The sequence below is a fragment of the Achromobacter sp. UBA5777 genome (assembly GCF_002418565.1).
Classification (GTDB): domain Bacteria; phylum Pseudomonadota; class Gammaproteobacteria; order Burkholderiales; family Burkholderiaceae_B; genus Achromobacter; species Achromobacter animicus.
On record NZ_DIEJ01000196.1, the window covers coordinates 34,275 to 53,443 of the forward strand.

Below are 19,169 nucleotides of genomic sequence, written 5' to 3' on the forward strand. Positions count from 1 at the left end.
GCCCCGCGAAACATCATCACGACGTTCAAGAAGGCGCTGGGGAAGTACGCCCGTCCCGGGGCAAGAAAAACAGCACCAATAACGAGCATGCACCGGCGCAAAGGAACGCGATATCGTACCTGCCGCTGAACGCCACCGTGGCGGCGAAAGCAGCCGGCGCCACGATGTTCACCAAACTGACCAATATCGAGGCCCCCGCAGCCGTTTCTGCGATCTGGTGGGCAGGCGAGCGGCGGGCGACCTCCGCAATCTGCACACCGTTCCAGCTTGCCGCAGAGCACCCAGCGACCAAGGCTAGGACCATGAGAGACCACAGCGGCCATTGCGGGGTGGTAAATCCCAAGAGGATGGTCGTGCCTGCAGAGAACAGGGCAGCAATCGACAAACTTCCAGTGGCCGACCCCAAGCGGTCCGAAAGCCAACCCAACGCAATCCTGCCGACGACCCCTCCTACCTGCATCACGGCAAATACCGCCCCCGCCAGGCTCAATGAAAAGCCCAGCCGGTCCACCAGGTAGACCACGGTGAACGCGAACCAGCAGCTTTGGGATACGGCAAACAGGCTGCCCACAATCGACATCTTCAACAAGCCGCGATTGCTTTTTAACGACGCCAACGGCACGCTGAGCATGCGTAACGAGTGCAGCGTAGGTACGATGGAAGGCCGTCGCTTCTTCGCCGAGCCCCTCACATCCAGGATCCCGCTCAGTCGCCAGGTCAGCGCGGTTGGCACCAAAACAATCACCGCACAGACGACGAGGGCCAGACGCCACCCGATAAGGACGATCACGACCGGAATACACAGCCCCGCAATCATTCCGCCCAGTGGCACACCCGCCTGCTTGACCGAGAACATGAGATTGCGCATCTCCGGCGGCGAGAATCTCTGCAGCACTTCACTTCCCGCCGGGTTCGCGGCCCCGTTGCTCATCCCCATGGCAAAGCAAGCCACCAGGGCCACGGCCATGCTCGGATAATAGAAAAGCGCCATGCTTGCCGTTCCCACGACCAGCGCAAGCTGCAAGCTGCGCGTGCCTCCAATTTGCCGAAGCATGGATGAGCCGACAACGAGAATCATCAGGCCGCCTAGCGCGTTGCTCGCAGTCAGGTAGCCGATGGAACTCCCGCTCCATCCGAACTCTTCGGACATTGCAGTCGCAACGATCGGGATAAGGCGTGAAAGAAACGCGGAGACAGTCTGTAGCGTGAAAATGGCCACGACAGGCATGACCCACGCGGTAGAAGAGCTCTTCATGGCGGCAGGACTCAAAGTGGTGACGAGGGCGATCCCTCGTTGAAGCCAAGCGAAATGATACCGACTGCGGCCTGACTCACCGTCGGCGCCCTGGGCATCACTGCTGCGGAGCCGTCTCCAGCTGGTGATTCCACCTGCCTCTCAGATGCCGCCCTGGCCCCGCCCTCCCGCACCCCGGCGCGCCTTGCGCCGCACGCGCCACACCAGAAAACCCGTCACGCACAACAACGCCACCACCAGCCCTGTCACCGCGACCAGCACCTGGCCGGGCCAGCCGAGGATGCGGCCGGTGTGCAGCGGGTACTGCCAGATCAGGAAGCGATCGCCGGCCGTACCGCTGTCGTATCCCGTCATGCCGCGCAGCAAGCCGGTCTGATCATCGATGAAGATCTGTTCATAGCGCAGGCGCAGCGCGCGCTCGCGCATGCCGTCTTCCTTGAAGGCGATGCGATAGACGCCTTTGTCCGGCAGATGGCTGGCGTACCAGGGCAGGAAGCCGAGAGCCGCTGGGGGCAGATGCTCGCGTGCGCGTGCAATCGCCGCCTGGATGCCGTACGCGGGCGGCGGTCTCGTTCCGGCATGGCGGGGCAGGCTTTGGACGGGATGCGGCGTGATCGGGGAAAACAGCCTGACAGCCGGCCGGAAGATCTCGTTGCCCAGATTGAAATACACGCCCGAGCCCGCGAGCACGATAGCCGCGGCGAGCGTCCAAAGTCCGCCTGCGCGGTGCAGATCAAAGGTGAGCCGCTGCCGCGAGGCGCCGCGTTTGATCTGCCACGCGGGCTTCCACTTCTGCCAGAACGCCCGCCTGCCCTGGGCCCACCCCGGCAAGGTGAGCCACGCGCCAATCAGCGACGCGAGCAACCAGACAAGCGCCAGGCCGCCCACCAGCCACATGCCCCATGGCGCGGGCAAAAGGAACGTGCGGTGCAGCTGGTTCATCCAGCCCATGAGATGCGGCAGGTCCATGCGCCACGCGCCCCACTGGCGCTGCCCAAGCACCGCGCCAGTCGCGGGGTCGACGAACAGACGGTTGAACGCCAGTGAGGCGGACACGCCCTCGGCCGGCGGCCTGCGCGCCGCGACCGTAAGCTCGACGGCGTCGCCCGGGCGCGTGTCGAGTGGCAGCAGTGCGACGCGCAGGTGCGTGTTGGCCGCCTCCACACGCACGATCAAGGCGTCGGGCGGCAGCGCCACGCCTTGCCGTGGAGGAGTGAACAGCTGGGGGTTGAGCCAGCGGTCGAGCTCGTGCTGGAATGCCAGGACACTGCCGGTCACGGCGTTGACCAGCAGCAGTAGGAGCATGGTCAGGCCCAAATAACGATGAACCTGGACCCAGGCCTTGCGCGCCATGGCGGCTTACCAGCGGTGCGTATACGTCATGCTGAGCACTGCGCCCGCAGCAGGCAGGCGGCTGTTGTTGTTGCCGCTGCGCAGCAGTTGGCTGTAGAGCGGCAGATATTGGCGATTGAAGAGGTTCTGCACGCTGAACGTGAACCAGTTCTGCTTGTCGAGATCGTAACGGGCCATCACATCGACGGTCAGGTAGCTTTTCACGTCGGCGCGCGCGAATTGCGTACGGCCATCAGAGAGGCGATAGTCGCGCGCGCCGAAGTAAGTCAGCTCCGCGCGCGTGCGCCAGCGCTCGCTGGGCTGGTATTGCGCGTAGGCGGTGAGCTTCAGGGGCGGAATGCGATAGCCCGTCATGATGCGCGTATCGCTCGCGCCCGTCGCCTTCTCCTTCCCGTACATCCACGTGAACGTGCCGCCCACGGCCCAGACGTCGTCATCGAAGTAGTGGTCCACGGTAGCTTCGACACCGTGGATGCGTTCGCGCGTCCGCGTGAGCGTGAGGCCGTTGTTGAAGGACTGCACCGCGCCAAGGTCGGAGTCGGAGCGGAACACGGCCAGCGAGGCGGCGGTGCTGGCAAAACGTCCGCGCCAGCCGAGTTCGTAGTTGTTGGTCTTGACCGCCTGCAGCTCTGACGAGTTTATGTCGAAGCCCGCGCGCGCATTGCGCAGTTGCAGGCCCACGTCAGGAAGGTCAAAACCCTGGCTGAACGAGGCGTACAGCTCATGATTGTCGGTGGGCTGGAACATCACGCCCGCGTTGTACATGAACGCGTCGTAGCTGATCCGCCCGCCTTCCACGGTGGCGGGCCGGGCCAGGCGCGACTGCGACAGCGGCTGGAAATCATCGAACCAGGCGCTCGACCGCTCGTAACGCACGCCCGCCTCTGCCGACCACCGTTCATTGAAGCGGTGTTGAAGCTGCGTGAAGATACCGACGCTGCGCGTGGTGGTCCAGGGCAGATAGGTATTCGTGCCGATGCGCCGGAATTGCAGGCCGCCGCTCTGGTCATAGATCTGCGGGTCGTACACGTCCAGGGGCATTTCGCTGCGCTCCTGGATGAAGTCCGCCCCCCAGCTGAGCGCGGTGTCGCCCGAAGCGGTCAACGGCGTGTCGATGGTGAGGCGGCCGCCAAAGATCTTGTTGTTCTGCATGACCTGGTCGACGTTGTTGCCGCGATTCACGTTGGCGCGCGAGTCCGATGGCGCGAAACGCGTGCTGCTGTCGCGGGCATAGGCCAGCGCCGAGAGGCTGCTGCCCCAAAGGTCCCGGTGGTCGTAGCTTAGGCTGACCAGCGTGTTCTCGACCTCGTTCTGGCGCGCGAGATCCAGGCCTCTGATGGCGCGGGCGTTGGTCGAGCCGAGCGGCGTGCGGGACACTGCAGGATCGCTGGCGTAGTCCGTATCCTGCCGGGCGCGCAGGTAACTGGCGGCCAATTGCACGCGCTGATTGGCGTCGATGCGAAAGCCGAGCTTGCCACCGATGCTGTAGGTGTTGGAGTCAAACAGATCGCCCTGGCTGGCATCCGGCGCGATGCGGTCACCATGCGCATCGTACGAGCCGCCGATGCGGCGGTACGAGAGATCAAGTTCGTAATCGACCCGGTCCTTGCTACCCGAGAAAAAGTGCTGCACCTGACCGCCCATCCCCGCAGCGCCCGGGTTCGACAGCGACATGTCCATGCCAACCTTCGTCTCGGCGATGGGCTCGCCGCCCGGCTGGCGGGTGGTGATCGAAATGATGCCACCGGTGGCGCCGCTGCCGTAGATGGCGTTGCTGCCGCGCACGACTTCGATGCGTTCGATGCGCCCCGGATCGACGTTGACCAGGTTGCGCGAGGAGTCGCGATTCGTGTTCATGGGAATGCCGTCCACGAGAATCAGCGCGTTCCGGCCACGCAGCGTCTGACCGAAATCGGTCAGGTTCCGGCTTGAATCCGACATGCCAGGCACCGCCTTGGTCAGCATCGTGGCCAGATTGGGCGAGTTGTCGCGCAAGTCGTCGAGCGTTTCGCCCTCGATCACGGTCACCGAGCGGGTGGGCGCCATCAGATTGCTGGCAAGGCGGTCGGTGCTCACCGAGACGACTGGCAGGATTTGGACCTCGGGCGCGGCCGCGTCCGGGCGATTGGGCAAGCGCTGGATCGTGATGGCGCCGCTCGCGAGGCTGATCGCCTGCAGGTCAGATCCCGCCAGAACGCGTTGCACGGCTTCGAATGCGGTCATGCGGCCGGAGACTGCGGGGGCCTGACGGCCAACGAGCAGCGCCGGGTCGGCGGCAATACTGCGTCCCCCCAACTGGCCGATGCGGGTAAGGCTCCCGGTCAAGGGGCCGGCGGGCAGGTTCAGGTCGATCTGGGCACCGGCTGCCGCAGCATCGGCTGCCGCAGCACCGGCTGCCGCAGCATCGGCTGCCGCAGCATCGGCTGCCGCAGCATCCGCCGCCTCTGCGCTGAGGGGAAAGGTCAGCGGGGCTGCGGCGCAGGCCAGCCAACCGGCGACGGCGAGAGGCCGCAGGGGCGCTGTAAATCGGTATGGCATGAAAGCTTCTCCAGGTTTCGTTTCACCCTTGTTGTGGAGCGAGAACGAAAAACCCCTCACCGATTCACGTATTTTTTTCGGGCACGTCGATCGAGATAAGCCATCCGAGCCGGCGAGTCCGCAAGCCGAGGCTCGCCGACACCGCCTGGATGGCCTGCTCAGGATCATCAAGGGCGAACACGCCGAAGACCGGAAGGCGGCGTGCCGCTGGCGCCACGCGCAGGACACCCACGTAATACGCCTGCAATGCCTGGACCACGTCTTCGAGCGGGGCATTGTCGACGCTGAGCATGCCGGTTTGCCAGCTGGCCAGTGCCGTGGGATCGCCGGACAAGGGTTGCAGCCCCCTCCGGGTCAGCCGGACGCCTTGGCTGGATTGCAGCGTGGCCTGGCTACCGTCCGCGGCGGATACGCTTACCGGGCCGTCCAGCGCCACGACCCGAACGGAATCGCCGTGATGAGCCGCCATGACGCGCCCGCTGGCTGACCGCAGCGTGCCGTAGGAAGTGCCGATCGCCAGAGCGGAGGCCGCTTGCGCGTGCACCCGCGCAATCAAGCCTCCCGCTCTGAGCGAGATTTGCCGGTGTGCTCCGGAGAAATCAAGATCCACGGCCGAGCGCGCGTCGAGCATCACGTGGCTGCCGTCGGGGAGGTCGAAGCTGCGGCGTTCGCCCGTGCCCGTGCTCAGATCGGCCAGCATTTGACTGATTGGCCGCGCACGATCCAGCGCCATCAGGCCCCCACCCGCTGTGCCTGCCAACACCAGCGCGCCGCGCAGCATTTGCCGCCGGCGCTTGTGCAGGAGCGCCTTGCGCGCCGCCAGCAACTGGCCATGCGACGGCCCATTGAGTTCCTGCACGACCGTGATCGGTTGCTGCAGCACGCCCGTCACGCGGCGCCACGCCTGGGCGTGGCGGGGATCGGCATCATGCCACCGTTCAAACGCGTCGCGGTCGGCGGCCGACATGCGGCCGGCTTCCAGGCTTACCTGCCAATCGACCGCCGCCTCCAACATCGTCGAGTCGGGCTGGCGCTCGTCATCTGTCAGGGTTCGCATGCCAGGCACTGCAAGAGCGCGCGCTTCATATAGCGCTCCACGGTGGCGAGCGAGACCCCCAGCGCCTGCGCAATCTCGGGATAGCGCATGCCATCGAGCCTGCTGTACAGAAACGCCGTCTTGACAGGAACCGGCAGTTGATCAAGCGCCCGATCTATGCGCTCGATCGCTTCAAGCAACACGGCACGCTGCTCGGCGGAGAGCGCCACGGCCTCCGGCACTGCCATCAGGGATTGCAGATAGGCGCGCTCCAGATCCTGCCGCCGCCATAGATGAAACAGCACGCGCTTGGCGATCGTGGAGAGAAACGCACGCGGTTCGCGTAGATGCGGCGCGTCACCCGACTCCGCCAACTGCACGAACGTCTCGGCCGCGACGTCTTCCGCGTCGGCACGGTTGCGCACGCGCGCACACAAACGGCCCAGAAGCCAGGGCTGATGGTCTCGGTACAGGGACGCTAGAAGCGAACCATGCGGGGCGGTCAGGGGCGAGGAAACGGAGGACGTCATCAGAGCAAGCGGGATCATTCCGCGCCGGAACAGACGAGCCCCGGCTAAATCGTAATGTAAATAAGAGCCATTCTTGATAAATCTTACCCTGAAATGGCTTCTATTTCCGGCTGGTGCGTGAGATGAAGTTGAGGTTTCTGCGCTCAGGAAGGCAGGAGGCCCGTGGCGACGAAGACATCGCAGCCGATGTCCGCATCGGAAGGCGCCGCGTGTTGGCGATAATCTTGTGCGGGTATGGCGTTTCCGCCTCGACCCGCAGACACGCATTTCGGCTATCGCTCAGCGTATCGGGAAAAACGTACCGGCCAAGGATCCATTCGCGCCGCAATAAGGCGGACCCGATGAACCCGCGCCGGGCGGCTGTTCCTCGACGACCAAGGCATCACCCTGGCGCTTCAGGTTCAGTACCCAGCCCTTCGTGTCGACGCTCTGGATCTGCAGGCGCTCGCCCTTGGCCTTGCCGGAAGCCTCCACGTTGCACGACCAGCTTCCGGTGCGCGGCTTTTCGGCCGATCCTTCATACAGGATGTCGCCCTCGGGCTTCTTCCAGAGCGTGATCTCGCCCGAGATGTTGCGCCATCTGCCGGTAAAGCCTTTGCGTTCAGCCAAATCCAGCGAGGCAAGGAACGCGTCCCGGTGTTTCATGCGGGTCGCGATTTCCTCGACTGGCTTGTCTTTGTCGAACGGCTGCTCGAAGGCATCGTCGCGCACCTTGGTGAAATCGCGCTGGTCGCGCAACAGCGCTTCGGCCGTGACGGCGTCCAGGGATTTACGCGCTTCGTTGTAGCGCTTGGCGATGCTCGCATCGAGCGCCGCAAGCTGCGGGTTCGCGCAGATGGCCTTTTCTGCGCCCGTGCGCGCCTTGGCGCAGTCGAACGAAGGCGAAGCCTGCGGCGCCGCCGTGGCGGTCAGGGAGAGTGCGCACAGCGCAGCGGCGCTGGCGGCGGAGAGCAGGGTTTTAGTCGGCATGGTGCCGTGGATGATAGCGAGAATTTGCCAGACGCAGAAGTGAACACATCTTGCGCTCACCAATCAGGATTGGAACGCCAGCCGGGGCCGACTAGAACTTATCAAACACGGCGACCATCCTATGCCCCAGCACTTTTCCCAGTTCGAGGGCCAATGCGTCGTCTACGCCCGGTCCGTCGAATCCAAATGCGAGGTTTCCCAATCCCCATGCGAGCGGTAAAAATCGCCATTGATTGATACTGGCCGATTGCCGACAGCTTGAGCATTCGAGCTCGCCTCGTCCTCCGGCATACCAGGCGGAAATCAATTCGTCCCACGGGACGGTGCCGGCATCAAGCGCGGCGGAGCAACTCGGGCAACGCAGCGCCTCGACCTCCTGCGGACCGGCGTTGTAGACACGCCGCCCCACGATTGCGCCTATCCCGTTATTGCTATGCTCGTTTATCCATTCAGCCCACCGAGCGATACCGGGGCCAGGCGCGTGGCTGACAGGAGAAAAGGCGACCTCGGCCTCTGGCGAAGGAACAGCGATGCCCGTTGCCTCCATCCAACGCATGCCGCGTTCGGCAAAAAGGGGCGCGTCTTCCAAGGAGACATCGAGATCGACGATGTAGATGGGTGAGTCGCTCATTGGATAATGAAATCCGATACGTGGTTTCGTGGCGAAAACGCACCAGTATATGCATTGGGTCGATCCTCGCCGCATGATCAGGAATTCAAGGGCCCTTGCGCTCAGATCCTTCACCGCCCTGCCCGTCATCAATTCCCGCAAGCGGCAAACCCTCGTCGAGCCATCCCGTGATCCCGCCGCGCATCACCTTTACCGGCCGCCCCAATTGAGCAAGCCGTATCGCGCCCCGTGTCGCGCCATTGCAATGCGGACCTGCGCAGTACGTCACAAACAGCGTGTCCACGGGATAGCTCGCCAATTTCGACTCGACTATCTTTCCGTGCGGCAGATTCACCGCGCCAGGCACATGGCCCTGTGCGAACAGCGCGGGACTACGCACGTCCAGCAGCACAAAACCGGGTGAGCCGCTGGCGAACGCGCCGGCGACATCGGAACAATCGGTCTCGAATTGCAGTTCTGCGCGAAAGTGGGCGAGCGCGGATGCGCTGTCGGCGGCGGGGATGGCGGTGACGGGGTTGGGTGTCGGCATGTTTGAACTCTGTGTGAACGGGCCAAGGAAGCGATGCTGAAAGATCGATCCAGGAGCCTCATTCTGACGTCAGGCCGCGAGCCGGATAAGTGGCGTAAATGACAATTACCGGTAACATCACGCCATGGAAAAACATCTCGTCGTGGCGCTGGCTTATGACCGGCTGTGCACCTTTGAATTCGGCTGCGTGACCGAGCTGTTTGCGCTCGAGCGTCCCGAGCTCGATGTTGATTGGTATCGCTTCGCGGTCTGCGCAGTCGAGCCCGGCCCGCTGCGCGCGGCAGGCGGCATCACGGTGGCCGCGCCCTACTCGCTCAAGCTGCTCGATCGGGCGGATACGATCGTTGTGCCTGGTTGGCGCGATGCGGACGAGTTGCCGCCTGCGCCCTTGCTGAAGAAAATCCGTCAGGCGTACCAGCGCGGCGCGCGGCTCTGCTCGATTTGTTCCGGTGTGTTCGTGCTGGCGGCGGCGGGTGTCCTCGATGGAAAGACCGTCACCACGCACTGGCGATACGCCGCCAAGCTGCAGCAGCGCTACCCGCAAGTGCGCGTTCAGCCGGACGCGCTGTACGTCGATGAAGGGCAGATCATCACGTCAGCGGGCTCGGCAGCCGGTCTGGACATGTTGCTCCACCTGGTGCGACGCGATTACGGGGGAACCGTGGCAAATCGGGTGGCGCAACGGCTTGTGGTGGCTCCGCATCGGGAAGGCGGGCAGGCGCAATTCGTGCCGCGCCCCATGCCGCACGATGAAAGCGGGCGATTGGCCAAGCTGATGGACTGGATGCGCCTGCATCCTGCTTTGCCGCACACCCTGCGATCACTGGCCGAGCGTGCAGCCATGAGCCCGCGCACGTTGCAACGGCAGTTTCATGACGCCACGGGCATGGCGCCGTATGAATGGCTGGTCCGCGAACGCGTGGCCGCGGCGCGTGACATGCTGGAGGCCAGAACGCCGTTGCCGATTGGCCGCATTGCCGAACTCGCCGGGTTCGGCTCCGAGGAGTCGATGCGCAGGCACTTCCGGCGCATCGTGATGACGAGTCCGGCCGCTTACCGGGATAAGTTCGGCAACGGCGCGTAGGCGTTTTGACGAGACCCGCTCAAGTCGTGGCAGCCGTCTGCCTCACCAGCGGATCTTATACGGATCGTCCCCCAACCCCCATACACCGTTTTTCCGTTCCAGCATGATGTGCCGGGTCTGCCACTCGTCAGGCTGATCCCTCGAAGCGAAGCCGCTTATCTGGGGATAGAACGCGGGGTCCGCTGCCCAATCCGCGGTGGCGCGATCCAGCCGCCATTCGAACTTCACCGCCGACACCGCGTTCGGGTTGTCGTCGAATGGATTCTTGCCGGGCTTGGAGTAGTCCAGAATCTTGCCGACCTGCAGGCCAGGGGCGCAGAACTTCGCGGTATAGACCAGCTTGGAAGCGAGGCGGACCTCACCATCGGTGTAGTAAGCGCGGCCCTTTTCGGTCAGCGCCATGTGGCTGGTGGCGTCGTCGGGATCCTCATCCGGTTTTGGAGGTGAACCGTCGCCGTCGGCACTGACGCGCTTGACCGTGATGAGTCCGTGTTTGATCAGCCCTTGTACGACCTTGTCCTGTTCTTCCAGGAAGACCGTGTAGACATCGGTCGGCAAGGGCCGCACACCCACCACATTGACGCAGGCGCTGCCTGGGGCATTGGTGGGCGTTTCCATGGCGGCGACCAGGATCTTGTGTATCTTGCTTTCGGTCAGGCCTGGACCCAGCGGGGATTCCTTCCAGGCATAAAACCCCACGGCTGCGGCGATGGCCAGACCCAAGGCCCAGGCCTTGCGCGGAATCCGGCGGCGTTTGATCGTGCGCTGCTGCTGATTCATTCCCTTCCTTGCGGCTGGTGGACTCGCGATAATACCGCGCAGCGCAAGGGGCCAGCGAGCCGCGGGAGGCGACCTCACGCGATTGCCGGCCCAGGGCATCTGCCCTCGAAGCCACAGACCCGCAAGAGTCACCGTCATCCTGAAAGTGACTCCGCGGGCGGTCCACTTCGGCCATCACGGCTCGTATTTCGAGATCTTCGTTCCCTCGAGCGAGACGCCAGCCATCAGGCCTCCGTTGTTCATCACGAAGCCGACAATCGGCTGCTTCGCGGTGTTGGTGTCGATGCGTCCGTTAGCGCCGATATTGACGATCGCCACCGTGGCGTCGGCGCCGACCGTCCAGCCGCTGCTGTTGCGGAACTTGTTCAAGGCGTCATCCGTCATGAACAGCAGAACCATGGCCTTCGATTGTGCGCCCGCCTGAAAGCCGATCGATCCGGACGTGGTGCGGTAGTAGCCTACCGCCGACTGCCCTACGCGCAGCACGCCTTTACCGTGCTCGGCGCCGACAATGAAGCTCCCGCTGAGCACATCGGGGAACACCAGCACGCCCCTGGCACGAGCGACCAGCTCCCGGGATGACGGCGCGGCTTCGTAAAGCTTGGATAAGGTCGCGTTGGCCGCGTCGTCCAATGCTGCCCGCGTGTCGGTCTTCGGCGCGGCAGACGGTTTGGACGGAGGCGTCGTGGTACAGCCGCCAAACAGAAGGCCAGCCGCAATGATGGTGAAGAGGGCCATACCGGTCCGGCAGACGGCGGAATATTTCTGAGACATGACGTACTCCTTTTGTGGTGTGTCGCAAGGAAACTGGGTAACGCATGAAAAAACACGCCCTGCGCGTTCAAGGCCCGACCTGATAGCCGCGCTGTTGCATGCAAGCGGCATACGCCGACGAAGCGTTCGCACTCTGCTGGGCCTGGTTCGCACGATCCTGACGCCGGTCCTGTCGTTGGCGCGACGCGCCCACCACCATGCCCGCCGCGGCGGCGTCCTTCGCCTGGTTCTGCCGGTACGCCTGCTTGGTGTCGTCATCCATACGGTCATACACCTCTTCGTGCTGGCGCCCACGCGCGCCTGCGACGACCGCGCCCGCCGTGGCGCCGGCGGCTGCGCCACGGGCGCGTCCACCCGCCGATGGCGTGTCGGCGGGCGCCGAATTCGTCGTGTTGGCCGACTGCGCCTGGCACGCGGCGATGTCCTGCTGGGTCAATTCGGGAGTCTGGCCTTTGAGCGGCGTAACGGTCTGGGCGGCCGTCGTCAGGCAGACGCCTGAGAGCACGACCGCCATGCAAGGGAAAATCGACGTGTTCATGAAAATCTCCAGGTCCGCATCGTTCGAGTAGCCAGCGCTCATGTCCCGATTGGCAGACACCACCGCCGGCCCGCCACCCAGGCATCCAAAGATGCGGAGATCGGTGTCATGCAGTGCGGGGGGCAAGTTCGATTAGGCGTAGACGGACAGTGTGTATCGCGGGCAGCTTGCGTAGCGCGAAACAGATTCACACGGGAAGGGGCGGGCTGGATGAGACGTATCGCGGATATTCATTGCGGCCTCCGATGCATAAAACAACGGTCAATGAAAGTGCGTCTTGCGCGGCGCCAAAAGCGCGGCAAGTTCCGGAATGCGATGTGTCGCATGGGACCTGTCTGGCCGGGCGCCCGGCGCATCGCACCACGCTTGATGCGACATCTACCCGACGCCTGCGGCCGTCTCAATAATCCCAAACATGCTGATTCTGCGATGAATATACTGCTGCGAAAAAAAAACAGCATCATCGTTTTTACCGTGACGGCAGACGCCATGGCCGGTTGGCAGGCGCCTTACGGCTGGCGGTCGCGCAATAGCAGGGCTGCCGCACGGCAGCCCCGGTTTCAATGCCGGATCTCCGCCAGAAACTTCTGCGCGCGGGCAGTCTGAGGCCGATTGAAGAACGCATCCGGCGTTCCGGTTTCCACGATCCGCCCGGCGTCCATGAACCACACGCGATCCGCCACTTCCCGGGCAAAGCCCATCTCGTGCGTGACGCACACCATGGTCATCCCATCCTTCGCCAAGCCCTTCATCACCTGCAGCACTTCGCCGACCATTTCCGGGTCCAGCGCGCTGGTCGGCTCGTCGAACAACATGACGGGCGGATTCATGGCCAGCGCACGGGCAATCGCCACGCGCTGCTGCTGACCGCCGGACAATTGCGAGGGATAGGCCTCCGCCTTGTGGGCCAGCCCCACCCTTTCCAACAGTTGCATGGCACGCTCGCGCGCTTCGGGGCGGCGGGCGCGCTTCAATTGCAGCGGCGCCAGCATCAGATTTTCCATCACGGACAGATGCGGAAAGAGATTGAACTGCTGGAACACAAAGCCGATGTGGCTGCGCAGTGCGTCCAGGTGAACGTCCTTGCCGTAGATGTCCTTGCCGTCGACTTCAATGACGCCCTTCTGGATGGGCTCCAGCCGGTTGACGGTGCGGATCAGCGTGGACTTGCCCGAGCCGGAGGGCCCGCACACCACGACAACTTCGCCTCGGTCGACCTGCGCCGTCACATCGGCCAGCGCCTGATACTCGCCATACCACTTCTGCACTTCGGAAAATCGGATCATGTGGGCACCACTTTCTGGGCAGGCGCAAGTCCGGCGCGCCGTCGGCCGATGCGGCGTTCGGTCAGGTGCACCAGGGAACTCAGGCCAAAATTCAGGACGAAATAAGTCAGCGCAAGCAGCCCGAAGACTTCGAATGGCTTGGTCAGCAATACGCTGTTGATCTGGTTGGCGGCGTACGTCAGCTCCTGGACACTGATGACATAGGCCAGCGAGGTTTCCTTCACCGTGGACACGAACTGGCTCAGCATGCTGGGCAGCATGTTGTAAAGCGCCTGCGGCAGGATGACGCGCCGCATGGTCTGCATGTACGACAGGCCCAGCGCGCGGCTGGCTTCCTGCTGGCCGGGCGGCAGCGCCTGGATGCCGGCGCGGATAATCTCGGCCAGATACGCGCTTTCGTAGCAAACCAGCGCCACCACCATCGTGGTCGTGCCCGCGACAGGACGGCCGATGATGATCGGCACGAAGAAGTAGGCCCAGAAGATGAACATCAGCAGCGGCAGGCCGCGCACCAGGTAGACCACGGCCGACGAAGGCCAATAGAAGATCCGGTAGGGACTGATGCGGCCCAGCGCCAGCAGCACCCCGCACGGCAGCGCCAGGGCGAGGCTGATGGCAGCCAGCCCCAGAGTCGCCGCCAGGCCGCCGATCGGACCATGCGGATACTGGCCGATCAGGAGCAGCAGCCAATTGTCTTTGAGAATGTCCCACATGGTCAGCGCACTCCCAGCGGACGGTAACGTCGTTGCAGCATCGCGCCGCCGCCCATGATCAGGAACGAGAGCACGAGATAGATCGCCGTCACGACGGCATAGGCCTCAAACGTTCGGAACGTGTTGTTCTCGATTTCGCGGGCGGCCGCCGTCAGCTCGGTCACGCCGATGGCCATCGCCAGACTCGTGTTCTTGAGAAGCAGCAGGGTCTGGTTGAGCAACGGCGGGATCGCAATGCGAAAGGCCTGGGGAAGCACCACCTTGCGCATGGTCTTCAGGAAGCTCAGGCCCAACGCGCGGGCAGCCTCGACCTGGCCGGCAGGAATGCCGCGTACCGCACTACGCAGGTCTTCGCAGACATAGGCCGACATCACCAGCCCGATCGCGATGCAGGAAAGGATGAATTCACTGCCGTGGCTGTTGAGCCAGTCGGTGACGGCGGACGGCAGCAGCGCGGGTACGCCGAAGTACCAGAACATGATGTGCACCAGCATGGGCACGTTGCGGTGGAACGCGACATACGTCGCAACCAACCCATTGGCGACAGGCGAGCCCGTCAGGCGGATCACCGCCAGCAGGCTGCCCACGAAGAACGCCAGAATCCAGGAAAGCCCGGCCAGCGCCAGGGTGGTGATCAACCCCCTGAGCAGCCAGTCCGGATACTCGCCCTGAAAAATGGCGCTGAAGTCGAAGATGTAATGCATCGAACCAGGCTCCAGCGCGCGCGGCGCATCAACCCTTGATTTCTTCGATGCGGAACTCGCGCTTGATGTTGAACTGCGTGCCGGCGCCAAACCACTTGTCAAAGGTCTTGGTGGCCTGGCCGGACGCTTCCATGCCGTCCAGCACCTTGTTCACCTGATTCAGCATGGCGGTGTCGCCCTTGCGCACGCCGACGCCCCACGGTTCGATGAACAGCGCCGGCTCCAGGAGCTTGACCGGAACCGCGCTCGAAGCGGCCTGGTTCTGGAGTTTGACCAACATCAGTTCGGAACCGACGAAGCCGCTGACCTTGCCCTGCTGCAACGCCAGGAATGCGCCGCTCGGATCCTTGAACGTGACCGGATCGACATTCGGGATGTTCTTGCGCGCGCCCTGCTCCGATGACGAACCGCGCACGGCGCTGACGCGCTTGCCGGCGAGATCGGCGGGCGCCTTCAGATCCTTGTCCGATTCGCGCGACAGGATCTTTTGCGGGCTGACGAAATGCTGGTGCGAGTAGTCGATCTGCTTGGCGCGCTCGGGCGTCCAGCCCAGATTGGCGGCCACCACGTCGACGCGGCCGGCGATCAGTTCGGGGATCCGCGCCTCGACGGCGATCAGCTTGAGTTCGAGCGGCACGCCCAGGCTGTCGGCCAGCGCCTGGCACACGTCGACCTCATAGCCAACGATGCCGCGGGTCTTCGGATCCTGAAAGCTGAACGGCTCGGCCGTGCCCATCGTGCCGCAGATGAACTTGCCGCGCGCCTTGATGTCCTGCAGCGTGTCGGCATTGGCGGCGGGGGCCAGCGTTGCGGCAAGGCCAACGATAGCGACGAAGGAGGAGATGAACGTCTTCATGGAATTCCCTTGGTATGTAGGTATCGGTGCTGCAAAAAACGGCTTCATGCCAGGCGCGCGCATGCATCGCGAATGCGGCGGCAGCCCTCTTCGATGTTTTCCATCGAGGTCGCGAAGCTCAGCCGCAAATACGGCGACAGGCCATAAGCCGCGCCGTCCAGACAAGCCACGCCCGCCTCGTCGAGCAGATACATCACGACGTCGAGGTCGCCGCCCAGCTTCTGGCCGGCCGGCGTGGTTTTGCCCAGCAGGCCTTCGACCGACGGATACACGTAGAACGCGCCTTCCGGGACAGGGCAACGAATGCCGGGCACCTCGTTCAGCAACGCCACGATGCGATCGCGCCGGTCGTGGAACAGCGCATTGGCGTCACGCACGCACTGCTGGTCGGCCGTCAGTGCGACGCGCGCGGCCGACTGGCTGATCGCGCTGACGCAGCTGGTGCTTTGCGAGATCAGTGTGGCCATGGCCTTGATCAGCGCCTTGGGACCGCCGGCGTAACCCAGGCGCCAGCCCGTCATCGCGTAGGCCTTCGACACGCCGTTGATGGTCAGCGTCCGCGCGGCCAGTTCGGGCGCCACCGCAGCCGGGGACTGATGCCGCGCTTCGCCATAGGCCAGATGCTCGTAGATCTCGTCGGTCAGCAGCCAGACGTGCGGATAGCGTGCCAGCACTGCTGCCAACGCACGCAACTCGTCCGCGCCGTACATCGCCCCGGTGGGATTGCTGGGCGTGTTCAGCAGGACCCACTTCGTGCGCGGCGTGATGGCGCGTTCCAGTGCTTCCGGGGTCAGCTTGAAGCCGTCCGATTCGAGGCAGACCACGACGACCGGCGTGCCGTCATTGACCAGCACCATGTCGGGGTACGAGACCCAGTACGGCGCCGGGATGATGACCTCGTCCCCCGCCTGCACAGTGGCGGCCAGCGCAGTGAAGATCAGCTGCTTGGCGCCCACGCCGACGATGAGTTCGTCCGTGCCATATTCCAGCCCGTTCTCATGCTTGAATTTGGCGCGCACCGCGTCGAGCAGCGGTTTGGCGCCGACGGACGACGTATAGCGGATGTCGCCGCTATTGAGCGTGTCGATGCCTGCCTGGACGATATGCCCCGGCGTGGGCAGGTCCGGTTCACCGACAGTAAAGTCCACGATGTCTCGACCCTGGGCGCGCAATTGGTCGACCCGGCTCTTGGCCATCATGCTGGGCGAAGGTTTGATGGCGCGGGTGCGTTCGGCCAGAAAATCTGCGGTGACGGCGTTCATGCAAGCCCCTTCGCGGCAAACGCGGCCTGCATCCAGCTCTGGCTTTTCTCGCCCGTGGCAATTTCAGCCATGATGCGCGCTTCCTTGTCGGCATGCGCACGCGCCGCGGCGATCAGCGCCTCGGCGTCCGACGCTGCGAAGCTGACCAGCCCGTCTTCGTCGCCCACCAGGATGTCGCCCGGGTTGATGACCTGCCCGCCGATCGACACCGGCACGTTGACCTCGCCGGGACCATCCTTGTAAGGACCGCGGTGGATATGGCCGCGCGCATAGCAGGGGAAGGAATCGGCTTCGAAGGCCGCAACGTCGCGAATGGCGCCGTCCACGACGACGCCGGCGCAGCCATGAGTCTGAAGATAGCGCTTCATGATTTCGCCCAGCACGGCATTGGACAGATCGCCGCCGGCGTCCACCACCAGCACATGGCCGGGCTGGATCTGCATCATCGCCTTGTAGATCATCAGGTTGTCGCCGGGCCGGGTCTTGACCGTCAACGCGGTGCCGACCAGCTTGCCGCTTCCGTTGTAACGACGCAGACCGGTGATGCCCTCGCGGCGCGCGAGGTTATCGCTAAGGTGCGGGGTGACGATGCCTGCCAGCGCTTGCAGTACGGAAGCGGGTGCAGCGGGAGAGGCGGGCAATTGGCGCGCGCCGGTGGAAATGGGAGCCATGTCGGTCTGCTTGTCCTGAGTCGAAGGACGCTCCGTATTTCGCGCTGTCGCTTGCGAGGCGGGGCGGCCGGTAATGAATCAGACCGAATGGTGCGAGCTTTTGCGATTCCGAAAAAGGGATTAAATTTCAGCGAACTTCATCACTTTTCAGAATATAGGGGTTACCCCCTATCGGAACTTTCGGAATGAACATCAAGATCTGCCGGGCACGCGCATGCTGACTTTCAAACAGATCGAGGCCCTTTATTGGACCGTCCGGCTGGGGACATTTTCTGCGTCGGCGCAGAAGCTGCACACGACGCAATCGGCCATCACCAAGCGTATCCAGGAGCTGGAAGCCGACTTCGACATCGCCCTCTTTGACCGGTCGGGCCACCGGGCCGAACTGACGGCCCGGGGACACGAGATCTACGCCTTGGCCGAGCAGATGCTGGGCCACCGCGACCGTCTGCTGGCTCGCCTGAAGGGACAGCACACGTTGACGGGCACGTTCCGCTTCGGCATCACCGAGATCACCGCGATGACGTGGCTGCCCGCCCTGATCCGCTTGCTGCGCGCCCACTATCCGCGCATCACGCTGGAACCGCATATCGATCTGGGCGCGGACCTGCTCAAGCGTCTGCAGGCCGGGCAATTGGACATGGCATTCCTGCACGGCGAGTTTGCCGAACCGAATCTGCAGGTCGTCGCGCTGCAGCGCCTGGAGTTTGCCTGGATGGGCAGTCCGGACCTGATCGACGCCAGCCGCATTTACACCCCGGCCGACATCGCCAAGCTGCCGCTGCTGCGACAGAGCCGCGAGTCCGGGTTGAACATGATCTACGACGGTTGGCTGCGTCCGCACACGGCGGCAAGCAACATCTTCACCATCAACAGCCTCATCGCGATGGCCGGATTGACCGCCGCCGGGTTTGGTGTGAGCTGCCTGCCTCGCGATTACTTCGCAGACATGGTCAGCACGCGGCAACTCGTCATCGCGCGCACCACCGTCGCGCCGCCACAGTCGGTGTACAGCGCGATGTTCCGCCGGGATGCGGATGTAGCGTTTTGCGAGAGCGTGGCGGAATTGGCGGAGAGTTGCTGCGAGTTTTCAACGGGTTGGCGTTTGCGTTAGGCCACGAAAAAGGCCGCATGCAACGTTTCCAGCCCCGGTTTGGGCGTGCCCGCCGGGGCGACAAGACCGTACCAGTTATCCGTGAGGAGCTTCTCGAGCACTCTTCTTCATAGGTCGGAATATCTGGCATGAAGCACGAGGCGAACAGCCTCCTGGAAGAGGTCAAGCGTGGCGGCTGATCAGATCGACTGTGGCGGATAAGCGGAGCCGACTAGCCGCTGATGGCGCCCAGCGGTTCCCATTAAGTTCGTCGACGAATTGCCGTAGTTCCCTTATGAGATCGTAGCGGTGCGCCGCTGCGCAACGACTGTTGGAGAGGTTCGGAATGCCGGGATTTCCGTCGAAGGCTCTTGCGAATCAAAAAGCCCCTTTCCGGTTGGCTGGCTTTGTGGTCGCTCCCCTGTTGAACCTCGCTTCCAGCGCCTATATCGGGCAAACCGCCCTCGCTGGGGACTGCACCGTAAGCCCCGCGTCCGTTTGCGCCGGCCCGGCTGCCGCTACAGACATCCCCCAGGCCATCGACTCGCCGACGCCTATCTCCGTCAC

Annotated in this window: 19 protein-coding genes; 2 read left to right on the plus strand and 17 right to left on the minus strand. The window is 63.7% G+C overall.

What is annotated here, in order from left to right:
- Window positions 1–25: 25 nt before the first annotated feature.
- The 8 genes from B3446_RS16055 to B3446_RS16090 form a co-directional block, all read right to left on the minus strand.
- Entirely contained in the window at window positions 26–1,255 is a 1,230-nt protein-coding gene (locus tag B3446_RS16055) for an MFS transporter (RefSeq protein ID WP_191578790.1), read from the minus strand.
- A gap of 141 nt (window positions 1,256–1,396) precedes the next feature.
- On the minus strand, window positions 1,397–2,608 hold the full coding sequence (locus B3446_RS16060; RefSeq protein ID WP_291383296.1) for a PepSY-associated TM helix domain-containing protein: 1,212 nt from the start codon (window positions 2,606–2,608) through the stop codon (window positions 1,397–1,399).
- 6 nt (window positions 2,609–2,614) lie between these two features.
- Window positions 2,615–5,146: a TonB-dependent siderophore receptor gene (locus B3446_RS16065; protein ID WP_291383298.1), complete on the minus strand. Its 2,532-nt coding sequence runs from the start codon at window positions 5,144–5,146 to the stop codon at window positions 2,615–2,617.
- A gap of 64 nt (window positions 5,147–5,210) precedes the next feature.
- On the minus strand, window positions 5,211–6,203 hold the full coding sequence (locus B3446_RS16070) for a FecR family protein (RefSeq protein ID WP_291383300.1): 993 nt from the start codon (window positions 6,201–6,203) through the stop codon (window positions 5,211–5,213).
- Window positions 6,191–6,730, minus strand: coding sequence for a sigma-70 family RNA polymerase sigma factor (locus B3446_RS16075; RefSeq protein WP_409558266.1), 540 nt, complete (start codon window positions 6,728–6,730; stop codon window positions 6,191–6,193). Before B3446_RS16075 ends, B3446_RS16070 begins: the two co-directional genes overlap by 13 nt.
- Window positions 6,731–6,991: 261 nt before the next feature.
- Window positions 6,992–7,741 carry a lysozyme inhibitor LprI family protein gene (locus B3446_RS16080; protein WP_291383382.1) on the minus strand — a complete coding sequence of 250 codons (750 nt, stop codon included), beginning with the start codon at window positions 7,739–7,741 and terminating at the stop codon, window positions 6,992–6,994.
- Between the two features lie 31 nt (window positions 7,742–7,772).
- Window positions 7,773–8,312: a serine/threonine protein kinase gene (locus B3446_RS16085; protein ID WP_291383302.1), complete on the minus strand. Its 540-nt coding sequence runs from the start codon at window positions 8,310–8,312 to the stop codon at window positions 7,773–7,775.
- Between the two features lie 85 nt (window positions 8,313–8,397).
- Window positions 8,398–8,841: a rhodanese-like domain-containing protein gene (locus B3446_RS16090; RefSeq protein WP_291383304.1), complete on the minus strand. Its 444-nt coding sequence runs from the start codon at window positions 8,839–8,841 to the stop codon at window positions 8,398–8,400.
- A 124-nt stretch (window positions 8,842–8,965) separates the two neighbouring features.
- Between B3446_RS16090 and ftrA the strand changes: the two genes are divergently transcribed.
- Window positions 8,966–9,925 carry a transcriptional regulator FtrA gene (ftrA, locus tag B3446_RS16095; protein ID WP_291383306.1) on the plus strand — a complete coding sequence of 320 codons (960 nt, stop codon included), beginning with the start codon at window positions 8,966–8,968 and terminating at the stop codon, window positions 9,923–9,925.
- Window positions 9,926–9,967: 42 nt separating this feature from the next.
- On the opposite strand, the gene B3446_RS16100 is transcribed toward ftrA, so the two are convergent.
- The 9 genes from B3446_RS16100 to B3446_RS16140 all read right to left on the minus strand — a co-directional run bounded on the left by B3446_RS16100 (window position 9,968) and on the right by B3446_RS16140 (window position 17,509).
- On the minus strand, window positions 9,968–10,843 hold the full coding sequence (locus B3446_RS16100; protein ID WP_291383309.1) for a hypothetical protein: 876 nt from the start codon (window positions 10,841–10,843) through the stop codon (window positions 9,968–9,970).
- 36 nt (window positions 10,844–10,879) lie between these two features.
- Complete coding sequence (locus B3446_RS16105) at window positions 10,880–11,479, minus strand: BPSL1445 family SYLF domain-containing lipoprotein (protein ID WP_191578781.1); 600 nt, start codon at window positions 11,477–11,479, stop codon at window positions 10,880–10,882.
- 67 nt (window positions 11,480–11,546) lie between these two features.
- Entirely contained in the window at window positions 11,547–12,017 is a 471-nt protein-coding gene (locus B3446_RS16110; RefSeq protein ID WP_291383312.1) for a YMGG-like glycine zipper-containing protein, read from the minus strand.
- A gap of 560 nt (window positions 12,018–12,577) precedes the next feature.
- On the minus strand, window positions 12,578–13,303 hold the full coding sequence (locus tag B3446_RS16115; RefSeq protein ID WP_191578779.1) for an amino acid ABC transporter ATP-binding protein: 726 nt from the start codon (window positions 13,301–13,303) through the stop codon (window positions 12,578–12,580).
- Window positions 13,300–14,016: an amino acid ABC transporter permease gene (locus B3446_RS16120; RefSeq protein ID WP_105239974.1), complete on the minus strand. Its 717-nt coding sequence runs from the start codon at window positions 14,014–14,016 to the stop codon at window positions 13,300–13,302. The genes B3446_RS16115 and B3446_RS16120 overlap by 4 nt, the downstream gene beginning before the upstream one ends.
- Before the next feature lie 2 nt (window positions 14,017–14,018).
- Entirely contained in the window at window positions 14,019–14,720 is a 702-nt protein-coding gene (locus B3446_RS16125; RefSeq protein WP_191578778.1) for an amino acid ABC transporter permease, read from the minus strand.
- A 28-nt stretch (window positions 14,721–14,748) separates the two neighbouring features.
- Entirely contained in the window at window positions 14,749–15,576 is an 828-nt protein-coding gene (locus B3446_RS16130) for an ABC transporter substrate-binding protein (protein WP_191578777.1), read from the minus strand.
- Window positions 15,577–15,620: 44 nt separating this feature from the next.
- A complete protein-coding gene (locus tag B3446_RS16135; protein WP_291383318.1) occupies window positions 15,621–16,838 on the minus strand; it encodes an aminotransferase class I/II-fold pyridoxal phosphate-dependent enzyme in 1,218 nt (405 codons plus the stop codon).
- The gene (locus B3446_RS16140; RefSeq protein WP_291383320.1) at window positions 16,835–17,509 is read right to left on the minus strand and encodes an RraA family protein; all 675 of its coding nucleotides are present in this window, start codon (window positions 17,507–17,509) and stop codon (window positions 16,835–16,837) included. Before B3446_RS16140 ends, B3446_RS16135 begins: the two co-directional genes overlap by 4 nt.
- Window positions 17,510–17,723: 214 nt before the next feature.
- Here B3446_RS16140 and B3446_RS16145 point away from each other — a divergent pair, with 214 nt between their 5' ends.
- Complete coding sequence (locus tag B3446_RS16145; protein ID WP_291383322.1) at window positions 17,724–18,623, plus strand: LysR family transcriptional regulator; 900 nt, start codon at window positions 17,724–17,726, stop codon at window positions 18,621–18,623.
- Window positions 18,624–19,169 lie beyond the last annotated feature (546 nt).